The organism is Streptomyces luteogriseus (assembly GCF_014205055.1).
Lineage (GTDB): Bacteria > Actinomycetota > Actinomycetes > Streptomycetales > Streptomycetaceae > Streptomyces > Streptomyces luteogriseus.
In genome coordinates, this window is the sequence record NZ_JACHMS010000001.1 from 8,011,027 (window position 1) to 8,028,363 (window position 17,337).

14 protein-coding genes are annotated in these 17,337 nt (G+C 73.1%); 12 read left to right on the top strand and 2 right to left on the bottom strand.

The window, feature by feature from the left end:
* The first annotated feature begins 375 nt into the window (after positions 1-375).
* Together BJ965_RS35575 and BJ965_RS35580 are read left to right on the top strand one after the other, a co-directional pair.
* Positions 376-1,074: a HEAT repeat domain-containing protein gene (locus BJ965_RS35575; protein WP_184915032.1), complete on the top strand. Its 699-nt coding sequence runs from the start codon at positions 376-378 to the stop codon at positions 1,072-1,074.
* The gene (locus BJ965_RS35580; protein ID WP_184915035.1) at positions 1,068-2,120 is read left to right on the top strand and encodes a HEAT repeat domain-containing protein; all 1,053 of its coding nucleotides are present in this window, start codon (positions 1,068-1,070) and stop codon (positions 2,118-2,120) included. Before BJ965_RS35575 ends, BJ965_RS35580 begins: the two co-directional genes overlap by 7 nt.
* 274 nt (positions 2,121-2,394) lie before the next feature.
* Here the strand turns inward: BJ965_RS35580 and BJ965_RS35585 are convergent, their stop codons facing one another.
* Entirely contained in the window at positions 2,395-3,090 is a 696-nt protein-coding gene (locus BJ965_RS35585; protein WP_184915038.1) for a GAF and ANTAR domain-containing protein, read from the bottom strand.
* 410 nt (positions 3,091-3,500) lie between these two features.
* Between BJ965_RS35585 and BJ965_RS35590 the strand changes: the two genes are divergently transcribed.
* From BJ965_RS35590 to BJ965_RS35630, 10 genes are all read left to right on the top strand, one after another.
* Positions 3,501-4,388 (top strand): endonuclease/exonuclease/phosphatase family protein, encoded by an 888-nt coding sequence (locus BJ965_RS35590; RefSeq protein ID WP_184915041.1) that lies wholly within the window; start codon positions 3,501-3,503, stop codon positions 4,386-4,388.
* A 130-nt stretch (positions 4,389-4,518) separates the two neighbouring features.
* Positions 4,519-4,770, top strand: a complete 252-nt coding sequence (locus BJ965_RS40550) for a universal stress protein (protein WP_376777988.1) — start codon at positions 4,519-4,521, stop codon at positions 4,768-4,770.
* 567 nt (positions 4,771-5,337) lie between these two features.
* Positions 5,338-7,056 (top strand): SpoIIE family protein phosphatase, encoded by a 1,719-nt coding sequence (locus BJ965_RS35595; RefSeq protein WP_184915044.1) that lies wholly within the window; start codon positions 5,338-5,340, stop codon positions 7,054-7,056.
* 117 nt (positions 7,057-7,173) lie between these two features.
* Positions 7,174-8,160: a hypothetical protein gene (locus tag BJ965_RS35600; RefSeq protein ID WP_184915047.1), complete on the top strand. Its 987-nt coding sequence runs from the start codon at positions 7,174-7,176 to the stop codon at positions 8,158-8,160.
* A gap of 214 nt (positions 8,161-8,374) precedes the next feature.
* Positions 8,375-10,246 (top strand): HSP90 family protein, encoded by a 1,872-nt coding sequence (locus BJ965_RS35605; RefSeq protein ID WP_184915050.1) that lies wholly within the window; start codon positions 8,375-8,377, stop codon positions 10,244-10,246.
* Positions 10,247-10,248: 2 nt separating this feature from the next.
* Positions 10,249-13,209 carry a hypothetical protein gene (locus BJ965_RS35610; protein WP_184915054.1) on the top strand — a complete coding sequence of 987 codons (2,961 nt, stop codon included), beginning with the start codon at positions 10,249-10,251 and terminating at the stop codon, positions 13,207-13,209.
* A gap of 275 nt (positions 13,210-13,484) precedes the next feature.
* The gene (locus tag BJ965_RS35615) at positions 13,485-14,006 is read left to right on the top strand and encodes a GNAT family N-acetyltransferase (RefSeq protein WP_313667545.1); all 522 of its coding nucleotides are present in this window, start codon (positions 13,485-13,487) and stop codon (positions 14,004-14,006) included.
* 1 nt (position 14,007) lies between these two features.
* The gene (locus tag BJ965_RS35620) at positions 14,008-14,550 is read left to right on the top strand and encodes a hypothetical protein (RefSeq protein ID WP_184915057.1); all 543 of its coding nucleotides are present in this window, start codon (positions 14,008-14,010) and stop codon (positions 14,548-14,550) included.
* Positions 14,551-14,563: 13 nt separating this feature from the next.
* Positions 14,564-15,097, top strand: a complete 534-nt coding sequence (locus BJ965_RS35625; protein WP_184917891.1) for a kinase — start codon at positions 14,564-14,566, stop codon at positions 15,095-15,097.
* A 138-nt stretch (positions 15,098-15,235) separates the two neighbouring features.
* Entirely contained in the window at positions 15,236-16,486 is a 1,251-nt protein-coding gene (locus BJ965_RS35630; RefSeq protein ID WP_184915060.1) for an aromatic ring-hydroxylating oxygenase subunit alpha, read from the top strand.
* On the opposite strand, the gene BJ965_RS35635 is transcribed toward BJ965_RS35630, so the two are convergent.
* Positions 16,455-17,294 carry an alpha/beta fold hydrolase gene (locus BJ965_RS35635; protein ID WP_184915065.1) on the bottom strand — a complete coding sequence of 280 codons (840 nt, stop codon included), beginning with the start codon at positions 17,292-17,294 and terminating at the stop codon, positions 16,455-16,457. The genes BJ965_RS35630 and BJ965_RS35635 overlap by 32 nt on opposite strands.
* Positions 17,295-17,337 lie beyond the last annotated feature (43 nt).

Sequence of the window (17,337 nt, forward strand, 5' to 3'; positions counted from 1 at the left end):
GCCGACCGGCGGAGTATCGTCCCGCCCGGTGCGGCGCGACCGGACGGGACACTTCTCCGGCCGCTCGGCGAGGACCGACCCGACAGGTGCGGGACGGGCGTGAGGCGGCCGTGCCGGGCGTCCTTCACCACCCCTCAACTACTCTCCCAGGCCTACGAGTTCACCGCCGTGCGTCGGCCGGCCGACGGCCGCCTCGCCTCATCACCGGGTTCCGGCAAGGGGAAGCGCCATGTCCGCTCCGGGAACGTCCGGAGTGCGGCCGCGAGAGGTGCGGTCGGGTCACCTTCTTCTGCCCCGTGACCGCCGGATCCCTCGATTCGCCGGTCAGGAACTTGACCTTGACACAGTGACAAGGTTTTCACTGGGGCGCAGGAGGTGGTCCCGATCAACGCGACCGACGTGACGCCGCAGAACACCCGAGTGACCAACGCCCTGAGCGCCCAGGACTTGTCGATCCGGCTTCAGGCGGCCATGGCGGTCGGCTCGAACCCCGACCCCGTGTTCCTGGAGCCGCTCGTCGAGCGGTGCGCGGTCGAGCCGGACTTCTTCGTACGAGACACGCTGTCCTGGGCGCTGACCCGTCTCCCGCCGGAGATCACCCTGCCCCGGCTGCGCCGGGAGCTCGACTCCGAGCGCACCCAGGCCCGCAGCCAGGCGCTGCACACCCTCTCCAAGATCGGCGACAGGAGCACCTGGGCCTGGATCACCCGCGACATGCTGCGGGACGCCGATGACGAGGCCGCGCGGACCGCGTGGCGCGTCGCGGTCGTTCTCGTGCCCGAGGACGAGGAGAAGGAGCTGGCCGGCGAACTGGTTCTGCAGCTCGGCCGCGGCGACCGGAAGGTGCAGCTGAGCCTGAGCCGGGCCTTGGCCGAGCTCGGCGACGTGATCAAGCCCGCCCTGGAGAGGGCCGCGGAGAGTTCCGACCCGGCGGTGGCCGCGCACGCCCGTGCCACCGAGCTGCTCCGGCAGAACCCGGAGACCGCGTTTGACGCGGTCCTCGACGAGGCGAGGCGCGTGGTCGCACTCGGTCCGGAACGAGCCGCGGAGGCTTCGGAGGCCGGGGGTTGCTGATCGGCGATGTGGCCCGGCGCTCCGGGGTGAGCACACGGATGCTCCGGCACTACGACGCCCTGGGGCTGGTGCGGCCCACGGGCCGCACCGTCGGTGGCTACCGCGAGTACTCCGCCGAGGATGTCCGCAGGATCTTCCACGTGGAGAGCCTGCGGTCCCTCGGGCTCTCGCTCAAGCAGATCGGCCGCGCGCTGGAGGACCCGGCCCTCACGCCGTCCGCCCTGGTCGGCGAACTCATCCGGCAGGCGGAGGAGCGCCTGGCGCGAGAACAGGAGCTGCTCGAGCGGCTCCGCGCGATCGACGCGTCGGCGCCCACCGACTGGCAGGCAGTGCTGCGCATCGCCGAACTCATGCGGGAACTCCACTCGGCCAGCGCCGCCCAAAGACAGCAGGCCGTCCTGGCCCGGCCGGAGGACGTGCCGGTACCCCCCGAACTGCTGGCCGAGGCGGTCCTGACCGAGTCCGACCCGCATGTCGCGGGAGCCCTGCGCTGGGCGCTCGCCCGCTCGGGCGGCGACGGCGTGCCGGCGTTGCGCGGCGGCATGCACGCGGAGGACGCCGACGTCCGGCGGCGCGCCGTGCTGGCGCTCGCCGAGATGCCCGAGGCTCCGGGTGCGGCCGCGGTGCTCGAGGACGCCCTCGGGGACCCGGACACGACGGTGCGCAGGCACGCGGCTCTGGCTCTGGGCAGGCAGGGGGTGGCCGCGGCCGTGCCCACACTCGTCGGCATGGTGGTGGAGGGATCCAACGACGTGGACGCGGCGGAGGTTCTGGGAACGCTGTCCCTGGACCCCGGCTGCACGGACCGGATCACGACTGCCCTGATCGATGAACTGGCCGCGCCCACCGCGGACTCCGCGACGCGGATCCGCCTGGCCCAGGCGCTGGTCGAGCTCGCGGGGACCGCCGCGCAGGAGGTTCTGTGCCAACTGGCCCACGACGACGACGGCGCCGTCGCTCTCGTCGCCTCGGCCCTGGTCGGAGTTCTCACGGAGCGGACCGTCGCAGACCACGCCGACGACCATCCTCCGTGCCCATCTCCATGAACGCTTACCGCAGTTCACCCGGGAACCGTCCGGGAAGGACTCCGAGGAACCGACGCATCGCCCTGGAGGACATCAGGCGCAAGACGTCTTGAGGTTGTCTCCGGGCAGGCCGAGCGCGGCGATGATGTCACGCGTGGTGTCGGCGAGTTGGGGCTGGTACGGGACCGCGCTCCACGGTCCGGCCGTCGCGGCCGGCGTCCGGGGCCGCCCCAGGGCCGCCCGTCTCCGCGTACTCGCGCCGAGCGTCACGACGGGCCGGTGGCCCCTTCGATGATCACGCCGGATCGGCAGGGCGCTTCTCCCTGATCCGCTGGGCGACGTCGCGCAGCTTGATGTTGTGGTTCTGGGAGATGTTTCGCAGCACGCTGAAGGCCTCCTCGTCGCTCATCCCGTGGCGTTCCCTGAGGATGCCCATGGCCTCGCCGATGGCGTGCCGGGTCTCCAGGGCGTGTTCGAGCTGGTCGATGGTGCGGGCGTCCGCGAGGGCGACAGCGGCGTGCGAGGCGAGCAGCCAGCCGGCGGTCGCGATGTCCTCGGTGAAGGTGCCCGGGCGGCGGGCGTACAGGTTGAGCGCGCCGAAGTCCTCCTCGTGGGTGTAGAGCAGGACCCCGGTCATGCTGCCGATGCCCAGTTCGCGCGCGGCCTCGGCGTAGCGCGGCCAGTCCGGCTGGGGCCGGGTCATGTCAGCGACCCGGAAGACCCGGTCCTCGTCCGTGCGACGGGCGAGGTCGAAACACGGGCCCTCGCCCAGCTCGCCCTGCCGGCGGTCGGATTCCTCGACCATGTCGCCGTACGAGGCCAGCGTGACGGCGCGGCCCTTGCGCACCGCGAGGATCCCGGCCGCGTCACAGCCGTCCACCAGCTTCACGGCCGACATCGCGATCTCGTCCAGCGTCTGCTGCACCGAGTCCTGCTTCAGCAGGCTCCGCGCGAGCAGGGCCATCTCCTCGGCGAACTTCTGCCAGTCCATGCCTCACCGTCCGCGTCGATCACCAGTCCGGCCACCCTACGCACAGCCTGGTCCCTCACCGTCGAAGGCGCCAGGACCTGAGGGTGTGGCGTGGGCCTCGGAGGCTTCCCGGAATTGTGAGAGTTCCCTTCACCCAGGTCCCGCCCAACGTCGTAGGCCGCGGCGCGCGATGCGGGCTCCTGTTCCTGTGCATCCGCCGTCCATTTCCGCCCTCCGGGAACGTACGGTGCCGTATACCCCCAGGTCACGCCCGTATGGTCGGGCTCATCGTGCGGAGTGAGCGGGTCACCTTCGCGCTGACCCGTCGGGAGACCAGCCCCGCCCCGCCCTGCCCCCGGCGGGTGGGCCGTCGAGATCACGAGATCGCACAGGACGTGTGTCGCCGACGTCCCCGTCCCATAACCTCGTTCATGGAGGTCGCAGAGGCCACGTGGGTTCACCGTGAGGAGGCGAGGGTGCTCGGCAGGAGCACGGGGGTGCGGTTGTTCGCGGGCGTTATGCTGGCGGTCTTCATGGTGCTGGTCGGCCCCAGTGCACCGACCGGTGCCCTCTTCGCCGGAGCCCAGCCCGCGGAAGCCGTCAGGGACGTCGTCCCGAACCGGGTCATGACGTGGAACATCTGCAACCCCTGCGAGGTGAGCGACGTCGACAGGGCCGCGGAGATCGCCGCGTCCGCGCCCCAGGTCATCGGCCTGCAGGAAGCGTGTGTGCGTGACGTCGAGCGGATCCGGGAGTATCTGGAGAACCTCCACGGGCTGGTCTACCACGTCGAGTACGGATCGGTTCTTCGGAAATGGGGCCGCTGCGGAGGCACTCCGTGGAATCCGGGGGCCTTCGGCCAGGCGATCCTCTCGGCGGCACCGATGACGGACCCCGTCAACGTGGAGTATCCCGACGGCGGCTCCGAGGACCGCGGGTACATGGCCGTCACCACCACCGTGGGCGACCGGTCCGTCCGGGTCTTCAACACGCACCTCGCCCAACGGCGTCAAGAGGCGGTCCGGGCGGAGCAGACGCGCGTCCTCGCCGCAGAGATCGCCCGGCACGACCGCGCGATCCTGCTCGGCGACCTCAACGCCGTGCCGGACTCTCCCGAACTGCGCGGGATCTGGGCACTGGCCACGGACGCGGACCCGCAGTGCCGTCCGTCGCCCACCGGCACCTGTCAGCCGACCACCGACTGGCAGAGCAAGTTCGACTACGTGTTCCTGCGCGGCTTCGTCCCGCTCAGGCACCGCGTGCATCCGACGCCGTATTCGGACCACCACCCGTTGCGCACCGACGTCGACCCGGCCTGACCCGAGCGGGCACCCCGGCCGGGCTCGTCCCGGTCCCGCCCGGCCCGCCCCGTCCGGACCCCTCGGAGTGGGCATACGGGCCGGTCGGCGTGAGGCTGGAGGGCAAGCCACGGGACCGCGGACCGGCGTGGTGGCCCGGGCGTCGACTCTCTGGAGACCGTGGGAGCGCGCGGCCACCCGTGGAGGTACGCGCCGAAGCCCAGTACGGAACCGCCGCCAGCGTGCTGCTCGGTGCCGCCCGCGAGGCCTCTCTGCGCGTGGTCGGCAGCCGGGGGCCCGGGGGCCCGGGGGATTCGCGGGGCTGCTGCTGGGGCTCGTCGCCCAGCACTGCGCCCAGCACGTCGACTGTCCGGTCGTCGTGTTCCGGGAGGGCGGACGGTGAGTCCCCCCTGTGCTCTCGGGGAGGGGCATCCCGACCGTGCGCCGCGGTCGTGGCGGTCTTCGGGGGCACCGGTTGCGTGGTCGCCCGCTCCGCACCGAAACGGCGCCACCGGGACACCCGGCGTGCGGCCTGCCCCGGCGTAGCGGCGGCAGCACCGGCCGCCGCATGCCGAAGACGCTGCTCTCGGCTCGCGACTCGCCCCGCTCGACCCCTGGAGCCGGACGAGCGGGGAAGGGCCGTCGCGGGGAACCGCCTCCCGACACGATCGCGGAACCGCCTCCCGACACGATCGCGGCGAACGCGATGCGGCTGCTGCGCGTTCCTGACCGCCCCACTCCGCCCTGCTCCGCCCCGCTCCTCCGCGCCGCGTCCCGTCCCGTCCCGCCCCGCCCGGCACCCCGGCACCCCGGCACCCCGGCACCGCGATTCAGCGGCCCGCACGGCCCACGAGGAGGACGCGCGTGGCCGGGCGACGTGGAATCTGCTGTCGTGGGGGCATACGGGGAAGGCAAGCAAGCAGGGCATGCCGGTGACAGGGACGCCGGCCTGATCAGCAGGGAGGCCGCGATGACGGGGCCGGACCACGCGGAGACCGTTCATGGGCCGCCCGTGTCGACAGCGTCCGTCGTGCTGGCCGGGACGCTGGAAGCCATCGGCGCCGGCGCCTACGTCGTGGACGAGCGAGGCTGCATCATCGCCGCGAACACCCGTGCCGAACAGCTCCTGGGCCGGTCCACCCACGACCTGATCGGGCATGACGCGCACGACCTGCTGCACCGCGGCCCGCAAGGGGAGGACCTGCCCCGCACCCAGTGCGCCATGCGGCAGGCCTTCCACGCCGGACGCACGGCCCAGGCCGACGAGGACCACTTCGCCCGCGCCGACGGCACCCTGCTGCCCATCTCCTGGCTGATCACGCCGTACGACGTCGGTGGCCGCCACGCCGGCACGCTCGTCGTCTTCCACACCCCCGACCAGGAACAGGCCCCCGCCCCGCCGCTGGATCTCGCGGCCCAGCCGCTGTCGGAGCTGCACCGGCTGGCCCTGCTCGCCGAGACCACCGCGCAGCTGACCTCCACGCTCGACGTCGACGAGGCGCTGCGCAGGCTGGTGACCCTGGTCCTGCCCCGCCTCGCGGACTGGGTGGTCGTCGACCTGATCACCGAGCGCGACGAGGTGTGGCGTTCCATCGTGGTCCACGCCGACGGTGACACGTTCACGCACCGCGAGGACTTGCAGGGGCCGATGCCGCCGGTCCCCGAGGAATCCCCGATGCCGCTGTCCCGGGCCCTGCGCGGCGTCGCCTCCAACCTGGCCGGCCCGCAGACCTACCAGGGGGCACCGGACTCCGGCATCGCGGTCGAGCAGCGCCGCCTGTTCGACGCCACGGGCATGCACTCCGCGGCCATCGCGCCCATCCGCAGCACCCGCGCGGTCCTGGGAGCGCTGACCCTGGGCCGCGACGAGAACCCGGCGCCCTTCACACCCGTGGACCTGCCCCTGATCGAGGACATCGCCCGCCGTGCCGGCCTCGCCCTCGACAACGCCCGCCTGTACCAGCGCCAGCGCAAGGTCGCCGAGACGATGCAGAACCATCTGCTGCCGCAGATGCCGGGTGTCTCCGGCCTGCAGATGACCGTTCGCTACCTGCCCGCCCCGGACGCCTCACAGGTCGGCGGTGACTGGTACGACGCCTTCCCCCTGTCCGACGCCTCCACGGCCCTGGCCATCGGAGACGTCGTCGGCCACGACCTGGAGGCGGCGGCCGGCATGGCGCAGGTCCGCAACATGCTCCGCGCCTACGCCTGGTCCCAGCACGAACCGCCCAGCCGGATCGTCGAACGGCTCGACGAGGCGATCCAGCACATCACCGACGTCGACATGGCCACGACCATATTCGCCCGGATCGAACCGGCCGAGGACGGCCACTGGCAACTGTCCTGGACCAACGCCGGCCACCCCCCACCGTTGCTGATCAGCCGGGACGGTCTGGCCGAGTACCTCACCGACGGCCACGGCATCCTCCTGGGCACGCAGACCGGCACCCGGCGCCCGGACGCCACCACCCAGCTCCCGCCCGGTTCCACCCTGGTGCTGTACACCGACGGCCTCATCGAGGCGCCCCGCCGCACCCTCGATGAAGGGCTCGACCGGTTGCGCCAGCACGCCGCCGCCCTCGCCCACCGGCCCCTGGCCTCGTTCACCGACCAGCTCCTGCGCCGTGTCCGCCCCGCGGGCAACGACGACGACGTCGCCGTCCTGGCCCTGCGCGTCCCCGGGAGCTGACCTGCGCCGAACCCGGGCGTGAGCTGGTGAAGCACCCGTGAAAACCCGGTGGAGGGACTGTCGGTGGGTCCCCTTATGCTGCACCGGAAGATCACGCGGGACAGGGGAGGGCGCGGCATGTTCGGCAAGCTGTTCGGCAGGAGTGCGGAGAGACCGGCGGCGGATCCGTACGCCCTTCCGGTGCCGCGCAGGCAGAAGAACGGGATGTACACGCTGCGCGCGCTGGGGGACACGCGGGTGCTCGCGCTGATCGAGGCGGCCGACGCGGGTGACTGGGACGCGGTCAAGGCGGCACTGGCCCCCTTCGACCTCGGCCGCGACCATGCGGTCCTCGGTGAACTGGCCGAGCTGGACGGTGTGCAGGACTGGATCGGCGGGGCCGTCGAGGAGGACAAGGAGCACCGGGCGACGGCTCTGCTCATATCAGGGGCGCGGCACATCTCCTGGGGCTGGGAGGCGCGTACCGCCGAGCGCGCCGTGAACGTCACGCAGGACCAGTGGCGCGTCTTCCACGAGCGGCTGGAGATCGCCGAGGAACACCTGCTGGAGGCCGCCGAGCTGCGGCCGGACTGGGTCACACCGTGGCGCCGGCTCCTCACCTCGGGCCGCGGCATGTCACTGGGCCCCGCCGTCAACGAGGCCCGCCGCGACGCCGCCCTGCGCCGCGACCCGCTGGACACCGAGACCCACATCGAGTGGCTGTCGCAGTTGCAGCCCCGCTGGGGCGGTGAGCCGGGGCAGGCCCTGGCGTTCGCCCAGGAAGCGTTCGCCCGCGCCCCGCACGGGCACCGCCTCGGCTGCGTGATCGCCATGGCCTACATCGAGGAGTGGGTCGAATCGGACCGCGGGGACTACCTCGTCACCTCCGAGATCCAGGCGCAGTTGCGCGAGGCGGCCGACCACAGCATCCTCCACCCCGCCTATGTGCGGCGCCCGGGCTGGCAGCAGGACTTCAACATGTTCGCCATGGCCCTGTCCCTGGCCGGTGAGCGCCACACGGTCCGGCGCGTCTTCCAGACGCTGGACGGTGCCTACACCACGTGGCCCTGGGTCTTCTTCGCCGAGCCCGAGAAGCAGTTCGCCCGCCGGCACCGCCGCGCCTGAGCCTCCGGCCTCGAAGGGCCCACGCGCACACCCGAGTTCGAGCCCGGGCGCTCACGGCCAGGCCCGAGTTCGAGCCCCATCGCCCGAGTCCGATCCCGAGCGCCCGCGCTGAAACGCCCGGTCTCCGCGCGCCATGCCTCGCGCACCCGCCCGGCCCCGGTGCCTCCCGCGCGCCACTCGCCCTCCCGTCACCCCTCCCACCCCGGACTGCCTCATGACTCTCCCCGACACCGCCCCGAACGCACCCGGCGCCGATCGCACCTTCCAGGTGGACCTGCGCGGCCTCGTCGACCTCCTCTCCCACCACCTCTACTCCAGCCCCCGCGTCTATCTGCGCGAACTGATGCAGAACGCGGTGGACGCGCTGACCGCCCGCCACGCCCTCGAACCGGCCGCCCCCGCCGACGCGTTCGGCGTCCGCCTGTACGCGGACGGGTCGGTCGTACGCGTCGAGGACGACGGCGTCGGTCTCACCGAGGCCGACGTGCACAGCTTCCTCGCCACCATCGGCCGCAGCAGCAAGCGCGCCGACCGGATCGCCGAGCAACGCGCCGACTTCATCGGCCAGTTCGGTATCGGCCTGCTCTCCTGCTTCCTGGTCGCGGACGAGATCCACGTCCTGAGCCGCTCCGCCCGCACCCCCGACGCACCCGCCGTGGAGTGGCGCGGCCGCGGCGACGGCAGCTACACCGTCCGCACCCTGCCCGCCTCCGCCCGCCCCCGGCCCGGCACCACCGTCACGCTGACGCCGCGCGCCGACGCGGGGGAGTGGACTCGCCCAGCACAGGTACACGCCCTGGCCCGCCACTTCGGCTCCCTGCTGCGCCATCCGGTGACCTTCGACGACGGAACCACAGCCGGCACCGGCGGTGTCACGGACGCTCCGGGCGTGTCCGTCAACCCCGAACCCGCCCCCTGGGCCCGCACCCACCCCACCCCGGGAGCCCGTTCCCGTGCCCTGGCCGCCTACGGCGAGGACGTCTTCGGCTTCAGACCGCTGGACACCATCGAGCTGGACCTGCCGGCCGTGGGCCTGAAGGGCATCGCGTGCGTGTTGCCCGAGACCGTGCCGGCCGGCCGCCGCCACGGACACCGCGTGCACGTCAAGGGCATGCTGCTGTCCGAGCAGGCCGAGGAGATCCTGCCCGAGTGGGCGTTCTTCGTGCGCTGCGTCGTCGACGCCGAGAGCCTGCGCCCGACGGCGTCCAGGGAGTCCCTGTACGAGGACGACACCCTCGCCGCCGTCCGCGACGCCCTCGCGCAGCGGCTGCGCGACTGGATCGCCCGGGTCGCCGCCAGCGACCCGGACCTGCTCGGCCGCTTCCTCCAGGCCCACCACCTGGCCGTGAAGTCCCTCGCCGTCCACGACGACGAGATCCTGCGAATGCTGCTGCCCTGGCTGCCGTTCGAGACCACCGACGGGCACACCACCCTGGACGAGTTCGCACGCACCCACCGCACCGTGCTCGTCACGTCGAGCGTGGAGGAGTTCCGCCAGGTCGCGGCGATCGCCTCGGCCGCCGGGCTCGGCGTCGTCAACGGCGGCTACACCTACGACCGTGAACTGGTCCACCGGCTGCCGGAGATCAGGCCCGAGGCCACCGTCGCCGACCTCGACCCGGCGACCCTCACCGCCCACCTCGACCCCGTCGACCGGGAGACGGAACTCGCCGCGGCGGCCTATCTCGCCCAGGCCCGCGATGCCCTCGCCGTCTTCGACTGCGACGTCGCCCTGCGCACCTTCCAGCCCGTCTCCGCGCCCGCCCTGCTCATCGACAGCCGCGAGGCCCGGCACGAGCGCACCCGCTCCCAGCTCGCGCGAGAGCAGGAAGGCGGCCTGTGGGGCGACATCCTCGGCGCCCTCCGCCAGGAGGCGCCGCGGGCCCAGCTGATCCTCAACCAGCTCAACCCGCTGGTCCGCACGGCCGTCTCGATCGACGAGCCCGAGCTGGCCCGCACCAGCGCCGAAGCCCTCTACGGGCAGGCCGCGATGCTGTCCCGGCGCCCGCTCAGGCCCGCCGAGTCGAGCCTCATCAACCGCTCCTTCCTCGACCTTCTCGCCCACGCCCTCCGCAAGGACAGCTGACGATGCCGACCACACCCCAACCGCAGAACACGGACGAGCTGTACCAGGCGCTCCAGGAAAACCAACGCCGCCCCTACGGCCGCACCCGCACCGTCACGGCCGAGGAACTCGTCGACGTCGCCGAGCGGTTCGCCGAGCCCCTCCCGCTCGTCCGCACCCTCCTCGAACTCCAGGAGGCGTACACCTACGGCTCCGAACCCCGGAAGTCACCCGTCGTCTTCGCCCGCCTGCTCACCCTCTTCGACGAGCAGCCCGACGTCTTCAACGACAACCTGCGCCACCTGCTGTTCTGGCGGTTCAAGTGGGTGGCCAACGCCCTGCGCGCCCTGCCCGAGATACCGCTGGCGAGCCTGCGCCAGTGGCTGACGGAGATGCGCGACCGCTACGAGAAGGCCGGCCTCGGCCTCCACCCCTACTACGGACAGGCGTACCAGCTCGCCGCCCACGTAGGCGAGGACACCACCCTCGCCTACGAGCTGTGGGCGGGCCGTACTCGCACCCGGCTCAGCGACTGCGAGGCCTGCGAGATCTGCGAGCGCGCCCTGTACCACCTCACGGCGGGCGACGACGAGCGGGCCCTGCGCGCCTGGGAGCCCGTCCTGGCCGGCAAGGAGTCCTGCCAGGAGGAGCCCGCCCGCTCCCTGTCGTACGCGCTGCTGCCCCTGCTGCGCACCGGCCGCTCCGACCGGGCCCGCGACCTGCACCTCGCCGGCTACCGCGGCTGCCGCCGCAACCCCTCGATGTCCGGAGAGGTCGGACGGCACCTCGAGTTCTGCGCGCTGACCGGCAACGAGGCCCGGGGCCTGGAACTGCTCGCCGAGAACCGGAACCTGTTCGACGAGGTCGACTCGCCGCTCGACCAGCTCGACTTCCTCACCGGCGTGGAGGTCCTCCTCCAGCGTGTCGAGGTTCTGGACCACGGCGAGCTGCCGGCCGCCGGATACGCGGGCCGCACCTGGACCGTCACCGGCCTGCGCACCGAAGTGAGGGGGCGCGCCGACGACCTCGCCGCCCGCTTCGACGCCCGCAACGGCACCACCACCCACACCGACCGCCGCAGGACCCGTCTGGACCGCGCCCCGCTCCTGGACACGCTGGAGCTGACCCTGCGCACCCGCAGCCTGGACGACGTGGCCCCGGCAGCCCCCGTCGCCGCGGCCCCCGCCCGCCCGGTGGCCGCAGTCCCCGACACGCTCCCCGAGCTCGTCCTGCGCGCACGGGCGGCGGACGAGCAGGGACACCCGGACGCCCGGGCCTGCTGGGCGCGGCTGCGCACGCTCGTCGCCGCCCGCGACTACACCCACCCCGACGACCCGGCCGTGGGCCCGCTCGCCCGACTGCGCGCGGACCTGCTGACCGACGAGGCGAACCGGGCGTACGAGAGGGACGAGTTCGCCGACGCCGCCGCCCTGCACGAGGAGGCCGCGGCCCTGTACGACGACGCCGGCGCACCCGGGGACGCCGCCCTGGCGCACGCCTGCTTCCTGCTCGCCACCGCCGAGATCCCGGCGGAGGACGATGGAGGACCCGAGGGAGAGGCCGGAGGACCCGAAGCGAAGGCCGCCCGGCTGACCGCCGCCCACGCGTCCATGGTCCGCATGCACGAGGAGACGCCCGGCCTCACCCCGCACCAGGAGGCCCGCCTGCTGCGGCTGCGGGCGTCCGCGCTCGCCCAGCGCCTGCAGACGACGGGGAGCCAGGAGCACGTCACGGCGGTCTTCGCCGAGGCGGACCTGCTGCGCGAGTTCGCCACCCGGCACGACCTCGCCGTTCAGATCTCCATCGCCCACCTGCTGCGGGCCACCACGTACGCCATCTCCGGCGACCTGCCCACCGCGGTCACCGAGGCCGACGCCCTTCTGGAACGGCTCCGGGCGCACGGCCCCGCCTGGCACCTGCCCCGCACGTGCGGCCTGCGCGGCCGGCTCCAGCTCGTCCTCCAGGACCCCGAGGCCGCGTACACCGCCCTGGCCGAGGGCCTGCGCCTGGCCGCCGACTGGCCCGCCGAGGCAGTCGGCGCCACCCGCCTGCACACCGATCTGGCCGAGACCTGTCTGCGCCTGGGCCGGCCCGACGAGGCGCTGCGGCACCTGACGCGCTCGGCGGAGCTGGACCTGCGCCACGGCAGCCGCACCGACGCGTACTGCACCTACAGCAACGCGGCCCAGCTCAGCCTCGATCTGGGCCGTGTCGAGGACTGCATCGCGCTGCTCGACTCCCTGCTGGCCGAACCGGAGGTGGCCGCCGGAGGGCTGGACGACCGGCTCGTCGCCCAGCTGCGCCTGACCCGGGCCCGCGCGCTGCATGCGGGGGAGGACCTCAAGGCCGCCACGGCGGAGTTCGTCGCCCTCGCCGCCGAATCGGCCGGCTGGGGCGACGACCCGGGCAGCCACGCCATGATCGCCGCGGAGACGGCCGTACTCCTCGCCGAGTCCGGGGAGTTCGGCCGGGCACGCGAGGCCGCCGGCCAGGCACTCGCCGCCCACGCCCGGGAGCCGCGCTACGAGCACCTCAGCAATTCCCTGCGCGAAGTCGCCCGTCTCCAGGCGCAGCGGCAGGGCGCGGACGGCCTGCCCGACGCCCTCGCCCTCCTCGCCGACGCGGGCCGGGTCGCCGACGCGGCCCACGCCGCCGGGTACGAGGCGCACGGCCGCTCCCTGGACACGGCCCTGGCCTACGAACACGGGCGGGTCAACGCCTACGCCGGCGCGTACGAGGACGCCCTGGTGGCCCTGGAGAAGGCCCTCGCCCTGCTCGGCGAGCCGGGACGGGAGGACGACCGGGCCGGCGAATGGGCCGAGTGCGTCCGCCTCGCGGGTGCCGTGGAAGGCCTCTACCTGGAACGCCCCGCCCCCGCCCTCGCCCGTCTGGACGCGGCGATCACCCGCCTGACCGCGCTCGGCCACACCGAGGAGACGGAGTCGCTGGTGTCCCTGGCGGCCCGGCTGCGCGACGAGGAGTGACGCGCGGGGCACGCCGGGGGCGGAACGCCGCCCCCGGCGTGCCCCGCGTCCTTCTCATCCGCTCCGCGGTGCGCCGCCGACGCTGTCGCGGTGCTCGCGCACGGCGATCCTGGCCAGCTTCGTCAGCATCATGCCGTCGCGGATCGAGGATCAGGTTCATGGCGATGCGGACTCACGACTCCGGCACCCCCAGGCAGACGCGCGGTCGCCGGACCCGCGGCGATATTCGCTGGTCGTGGTCCCTGGGCGGCGCTCATACTGACGCGGTGGATCCAGTGACACTTGAGACCGGGCGTCTCGTGCTGAGGGCCTTCGAGCCGGGTGACGTGGACGCGGTGCACGACGCCTGCCAGGACGAGGACATCCAGTTCTACACACCGGTCCCCGTGCCGTTCCGGCGGCAGGACGCCGAGAAGAGGGTCTGCGCGGAGTGGCCCGAGGCCTGGGCCACCGACAAGGACTACATCCTCGGGGCGTTCCGCAAGGACAGCGCGGCCCTCGTCGGTTCCTACTGCCTCACCAAGGTCAGCCAGGGCGTCTACGAACTCGGCTACTGGGCGGTCAAGGAGCAGCGCGGCCGGGGCTACTCGGTCGAGGCCGCGCGGGCGCTGTGCGAGTGGGGGTGGGCCACGCTCGACGTCCACCGCATCGAATGGTGGGCCATGACCGGGAACACCGGCTCGCGCGCCGTCGCCGAACGGCTGGGCTTCACCGTCGAAGGGACACTGCGCAGCCGCGGTATCGCCAACGACGGACGCCCCCACGACTGGTGGGTCGGCGGACTGGTGAGGCCCTGACGTGGAGCGCGCCGAGAGACGCGGCATCGTGGGGCGCGGTGTGCGGGTGGGCCCGCTGATGGCGTGCGCTCCGGTCCTTCCGTGGGCCGCTCTCGCCCTGGGGGTGGCCCTGGTGGAGTTCCTCCGCCCCGGCGGGGACACCCGGCTCGCCGACCGGGACCTGCGCTACGGCGGGATCCTCACCGGAGGAAGCCTGCTCGCCGGCGTGCTGACGGGGCTGATCCTCGCGGGCGGACTGGCCCTCGCGTCCCGCGTCGTCACCCGCCCGTGGGGACTCACCCTCGCGGGAGCGCTGGTCGGAGTGCTCGCCTTCCCCGCCGTGTTCGCGGTCGTCGCGATCGGCACGGACGGGGCCGTCGCCCAGCTCGGCACGACCTTCCTCGCGTGGCCGGTCATGACGACGGTGGCGGCCGAGCACGGCTCGGACATCGCGGGCCGCACCCGCAGACGCCCGTGGCTGTGGCCGCCAGGGCCGGCCCAGGGGCGGAGACCCGCGCCGATGACGGCCGACGCGGGCCCTGAACGCCCGTACCGTGCCTCGTAGTCCGGCCTCCGCGATGGTGGGAACGGGGCAGAGCCGACTGGTCGTGGTGCGGGGTAACAGCGGGAGCGGGAAGTCGTCCGTCGCGGCCGGGATCCGGGAGAGATTCGGGCGGGGGCTGGCGCTCGTCGCGCAGGACAATCTGCGCCGGATCGTGCTGCGGGAGAGGGACCGGCCCGGCGCGGCGAACATCGGCCTGATCGATCTGACGGCCCGCTACGCCCTCGACGCCGGGTACCACGTCGTGGTCGAGGGGATCCTGTACGCCGACCACTACGGCGAGATGCTCACCCGGCTGCGGTCCGACCACCGCGGGCCGACCCACGCGTACTACCTCCACGTGCCGTTCGAGCAGACCCTGCTCCGTCATGCCACCAAGCCGATCGCGCACGAGGTCGGCGAGGCGCAGCTGCGCGAGTGGTACCGCGAACTGGACCTGCTGCCCGGCGGCGTCGAGACCGTCATCGGCGCCGACAGCACCCTGAGCGAGACCGTGGACCGCGTCATGCTCGACACCGGCCTGGCAGCTCTCCCCGCGCTCGACCTCTAGTCACCCGTCCGTACGCACCGCAAGGCGCCGGCGATGTGCCGCGGTCAGGATGGACGATGCCGGGGCGCCCGCATCGGCAGCTCGGTGCTGCCTGACGCGACGCGCGGCTGTCGCTGCCCGTACGCGCGAGGGAGAGGTATGACCGAGACCGACGAGGCCGGGACCTTCTCTGCCGGGGCCGAATGGCCCTCGGAGCACCGTGACCCGAGTACCGGCGTCGTCGACCTCCGGCGCGTCGGGGCGAACCCGGACTTCTGGTACCCGGTCGCCCTGTCGAAGAACGTGCGCAGCAAGGGGGCGTTCGCTACGGCCTTCGCCGGTGAGCGCATCGCGCTCTACCGCGGGGAGAGCGGCACCGTGTACGCGCTGGAGGACCGGTGTGCCCACCGCCAGGTCCCGCTGAGCATGGGCGTAGTGGAGGGCGAGGCGCTGCGCTGCTGCTATCACGCCTGGGCCTACCGGGGCGACGGCCGCATCTCGCAGATCCCGTACCTCTCCAAGGGGGACGGACGGCCGCCGCGCGGCGTGCGCGGCTACCCCGTCCACGAGGCGTACGGCCTGGTGTTCGTGTTCCCGGGCGACCCGGACAAGGCGGCCGTCACCCCGCTGCCCGACCTGCCGGCGTTCGGCTCGCCGCGGTACAGGACGATGACGTACTCCCGGACCGTGCGCTGCCACTACTCGTTCATGCACGAGAACCTCCTCGACATGAACCACCAGTTCCTGCACCGGGGCGTGGTCGGCAGGCTCCACCCCGAACTGCTCGACTTCCGGACCGACGAGCGGTCGGTGGAGGCCCGGTACCTGTTCAGCCACGCCGGGGGCAAGCGGAACCGCGGGGCCGGTCTGCTGGCCGCCGAGGGCATCGGCGGCAGCGACTCCCGGGACGTCATGACGATCCGCACCGCGTACCCGTACCAGACCCTCGACCTGGTCCCGGAGAACGCCGAACGGCCGGCCTTCCGCCTCTGGGTCGCCTACGTGCCCGAGGACGCCGAACAGCGCCGGTGCCACACGTTCGGCCTGCTCATGATCGAGAAGCCGCGGATCCCCGGCGCTCTGCACCTGGCCTGGCCGCTCATCCGGCGCTTCACCGAGCGGGTGTTCGCCGAGGACCGGATGGCCGTCGAGGCCGAGCAGCGGGCCTGGGACGAGCAGGGCGAGGACCGCAACCGCGAGGTGTTCTCCCTGATCCTGGACGTCCGCGAGGTCCTGCGGACCAACGGCGTCCCCATCCGCCCCCGGGGCGGCGCGTGCGGCGCGGCCTCGATGTGCAACGGCCAGGACGGCGGGCCGTCGCCGGTGCCGAGTGCCGACGGGGTCGCGCGCCAGGGGGACGGACACGGACCGGCCGAGGTCAGGCGAGGAACTCCGTCAGCAGCCGGTTGAGTTCGGCGGGTCGCTCGGTGGGCAGGGAGTGGTGGGAGGAGCCGGGCAGCATGACGACGCTCGCCCCGGGCACGAGCCGGCGTGCGGCGGCCGCCGCACGCCGCGGATGGTGGGCCCGGCTGTGTTCGGCCAGGAGGACCAGCGCCGGGACGGTGCAGGCCGCGAGATCCCGCGGGGCGGGGCGCCGCAGGGCCACGACCTTCGAACGGCGGGCAGCGGCGGTGCTCTCCAGGAACGCCTGCCACACCGGATCCTCGGGGTCACGGCCCGTCTCCCACCGGTGGAAGGCGCGCACCCGCCCGGGGGTGGGCTTCAGCAGCATCGGCAGGGCGTGCGCGAGGTAGCGCGGGCTCATGCCGGTGAAGCAGCCGACCGGGTCGAGCAGGGCGAGCCTGCCGAGCCGATGGGGCGCGTGCAGGGCGTAGTTGAGGGCGATCCAGGCCCCGTAGGAGTGGCCGCACAGGTGCGCGCCGTCCAGCTTCAGCTCGTCGAATAGCGCGTCGAGCCACGCCGTGAGGTCGGCGGCGCCGCGCAGCGGTGCTCCGTCGTGCACGCTCCGGCCGATGTCGCCCATGAGGTCGACGGCGTACAGCCGGTGGGTGGAGGCCAGGGCGCCGGCGTTGGCGAACCAGGCCGTCGAGGTCGTTCCGCCGCCGGGCAGGAGAACGAGGGGCGCACCGTCCTCACGTCCGCCGACGTGGACCCGGGTGCTGCCGTAGGGGGTGGGGACGTCGACGCTGTCCACCTCCACGGGCCACCGTCGCAGGACGGCGTCGTACGCCGCGAAGAACGCTGCCGTGTCATCCATGTCCCCACCCGTATGACTCGCTCACCGATATTCTCGATATGCG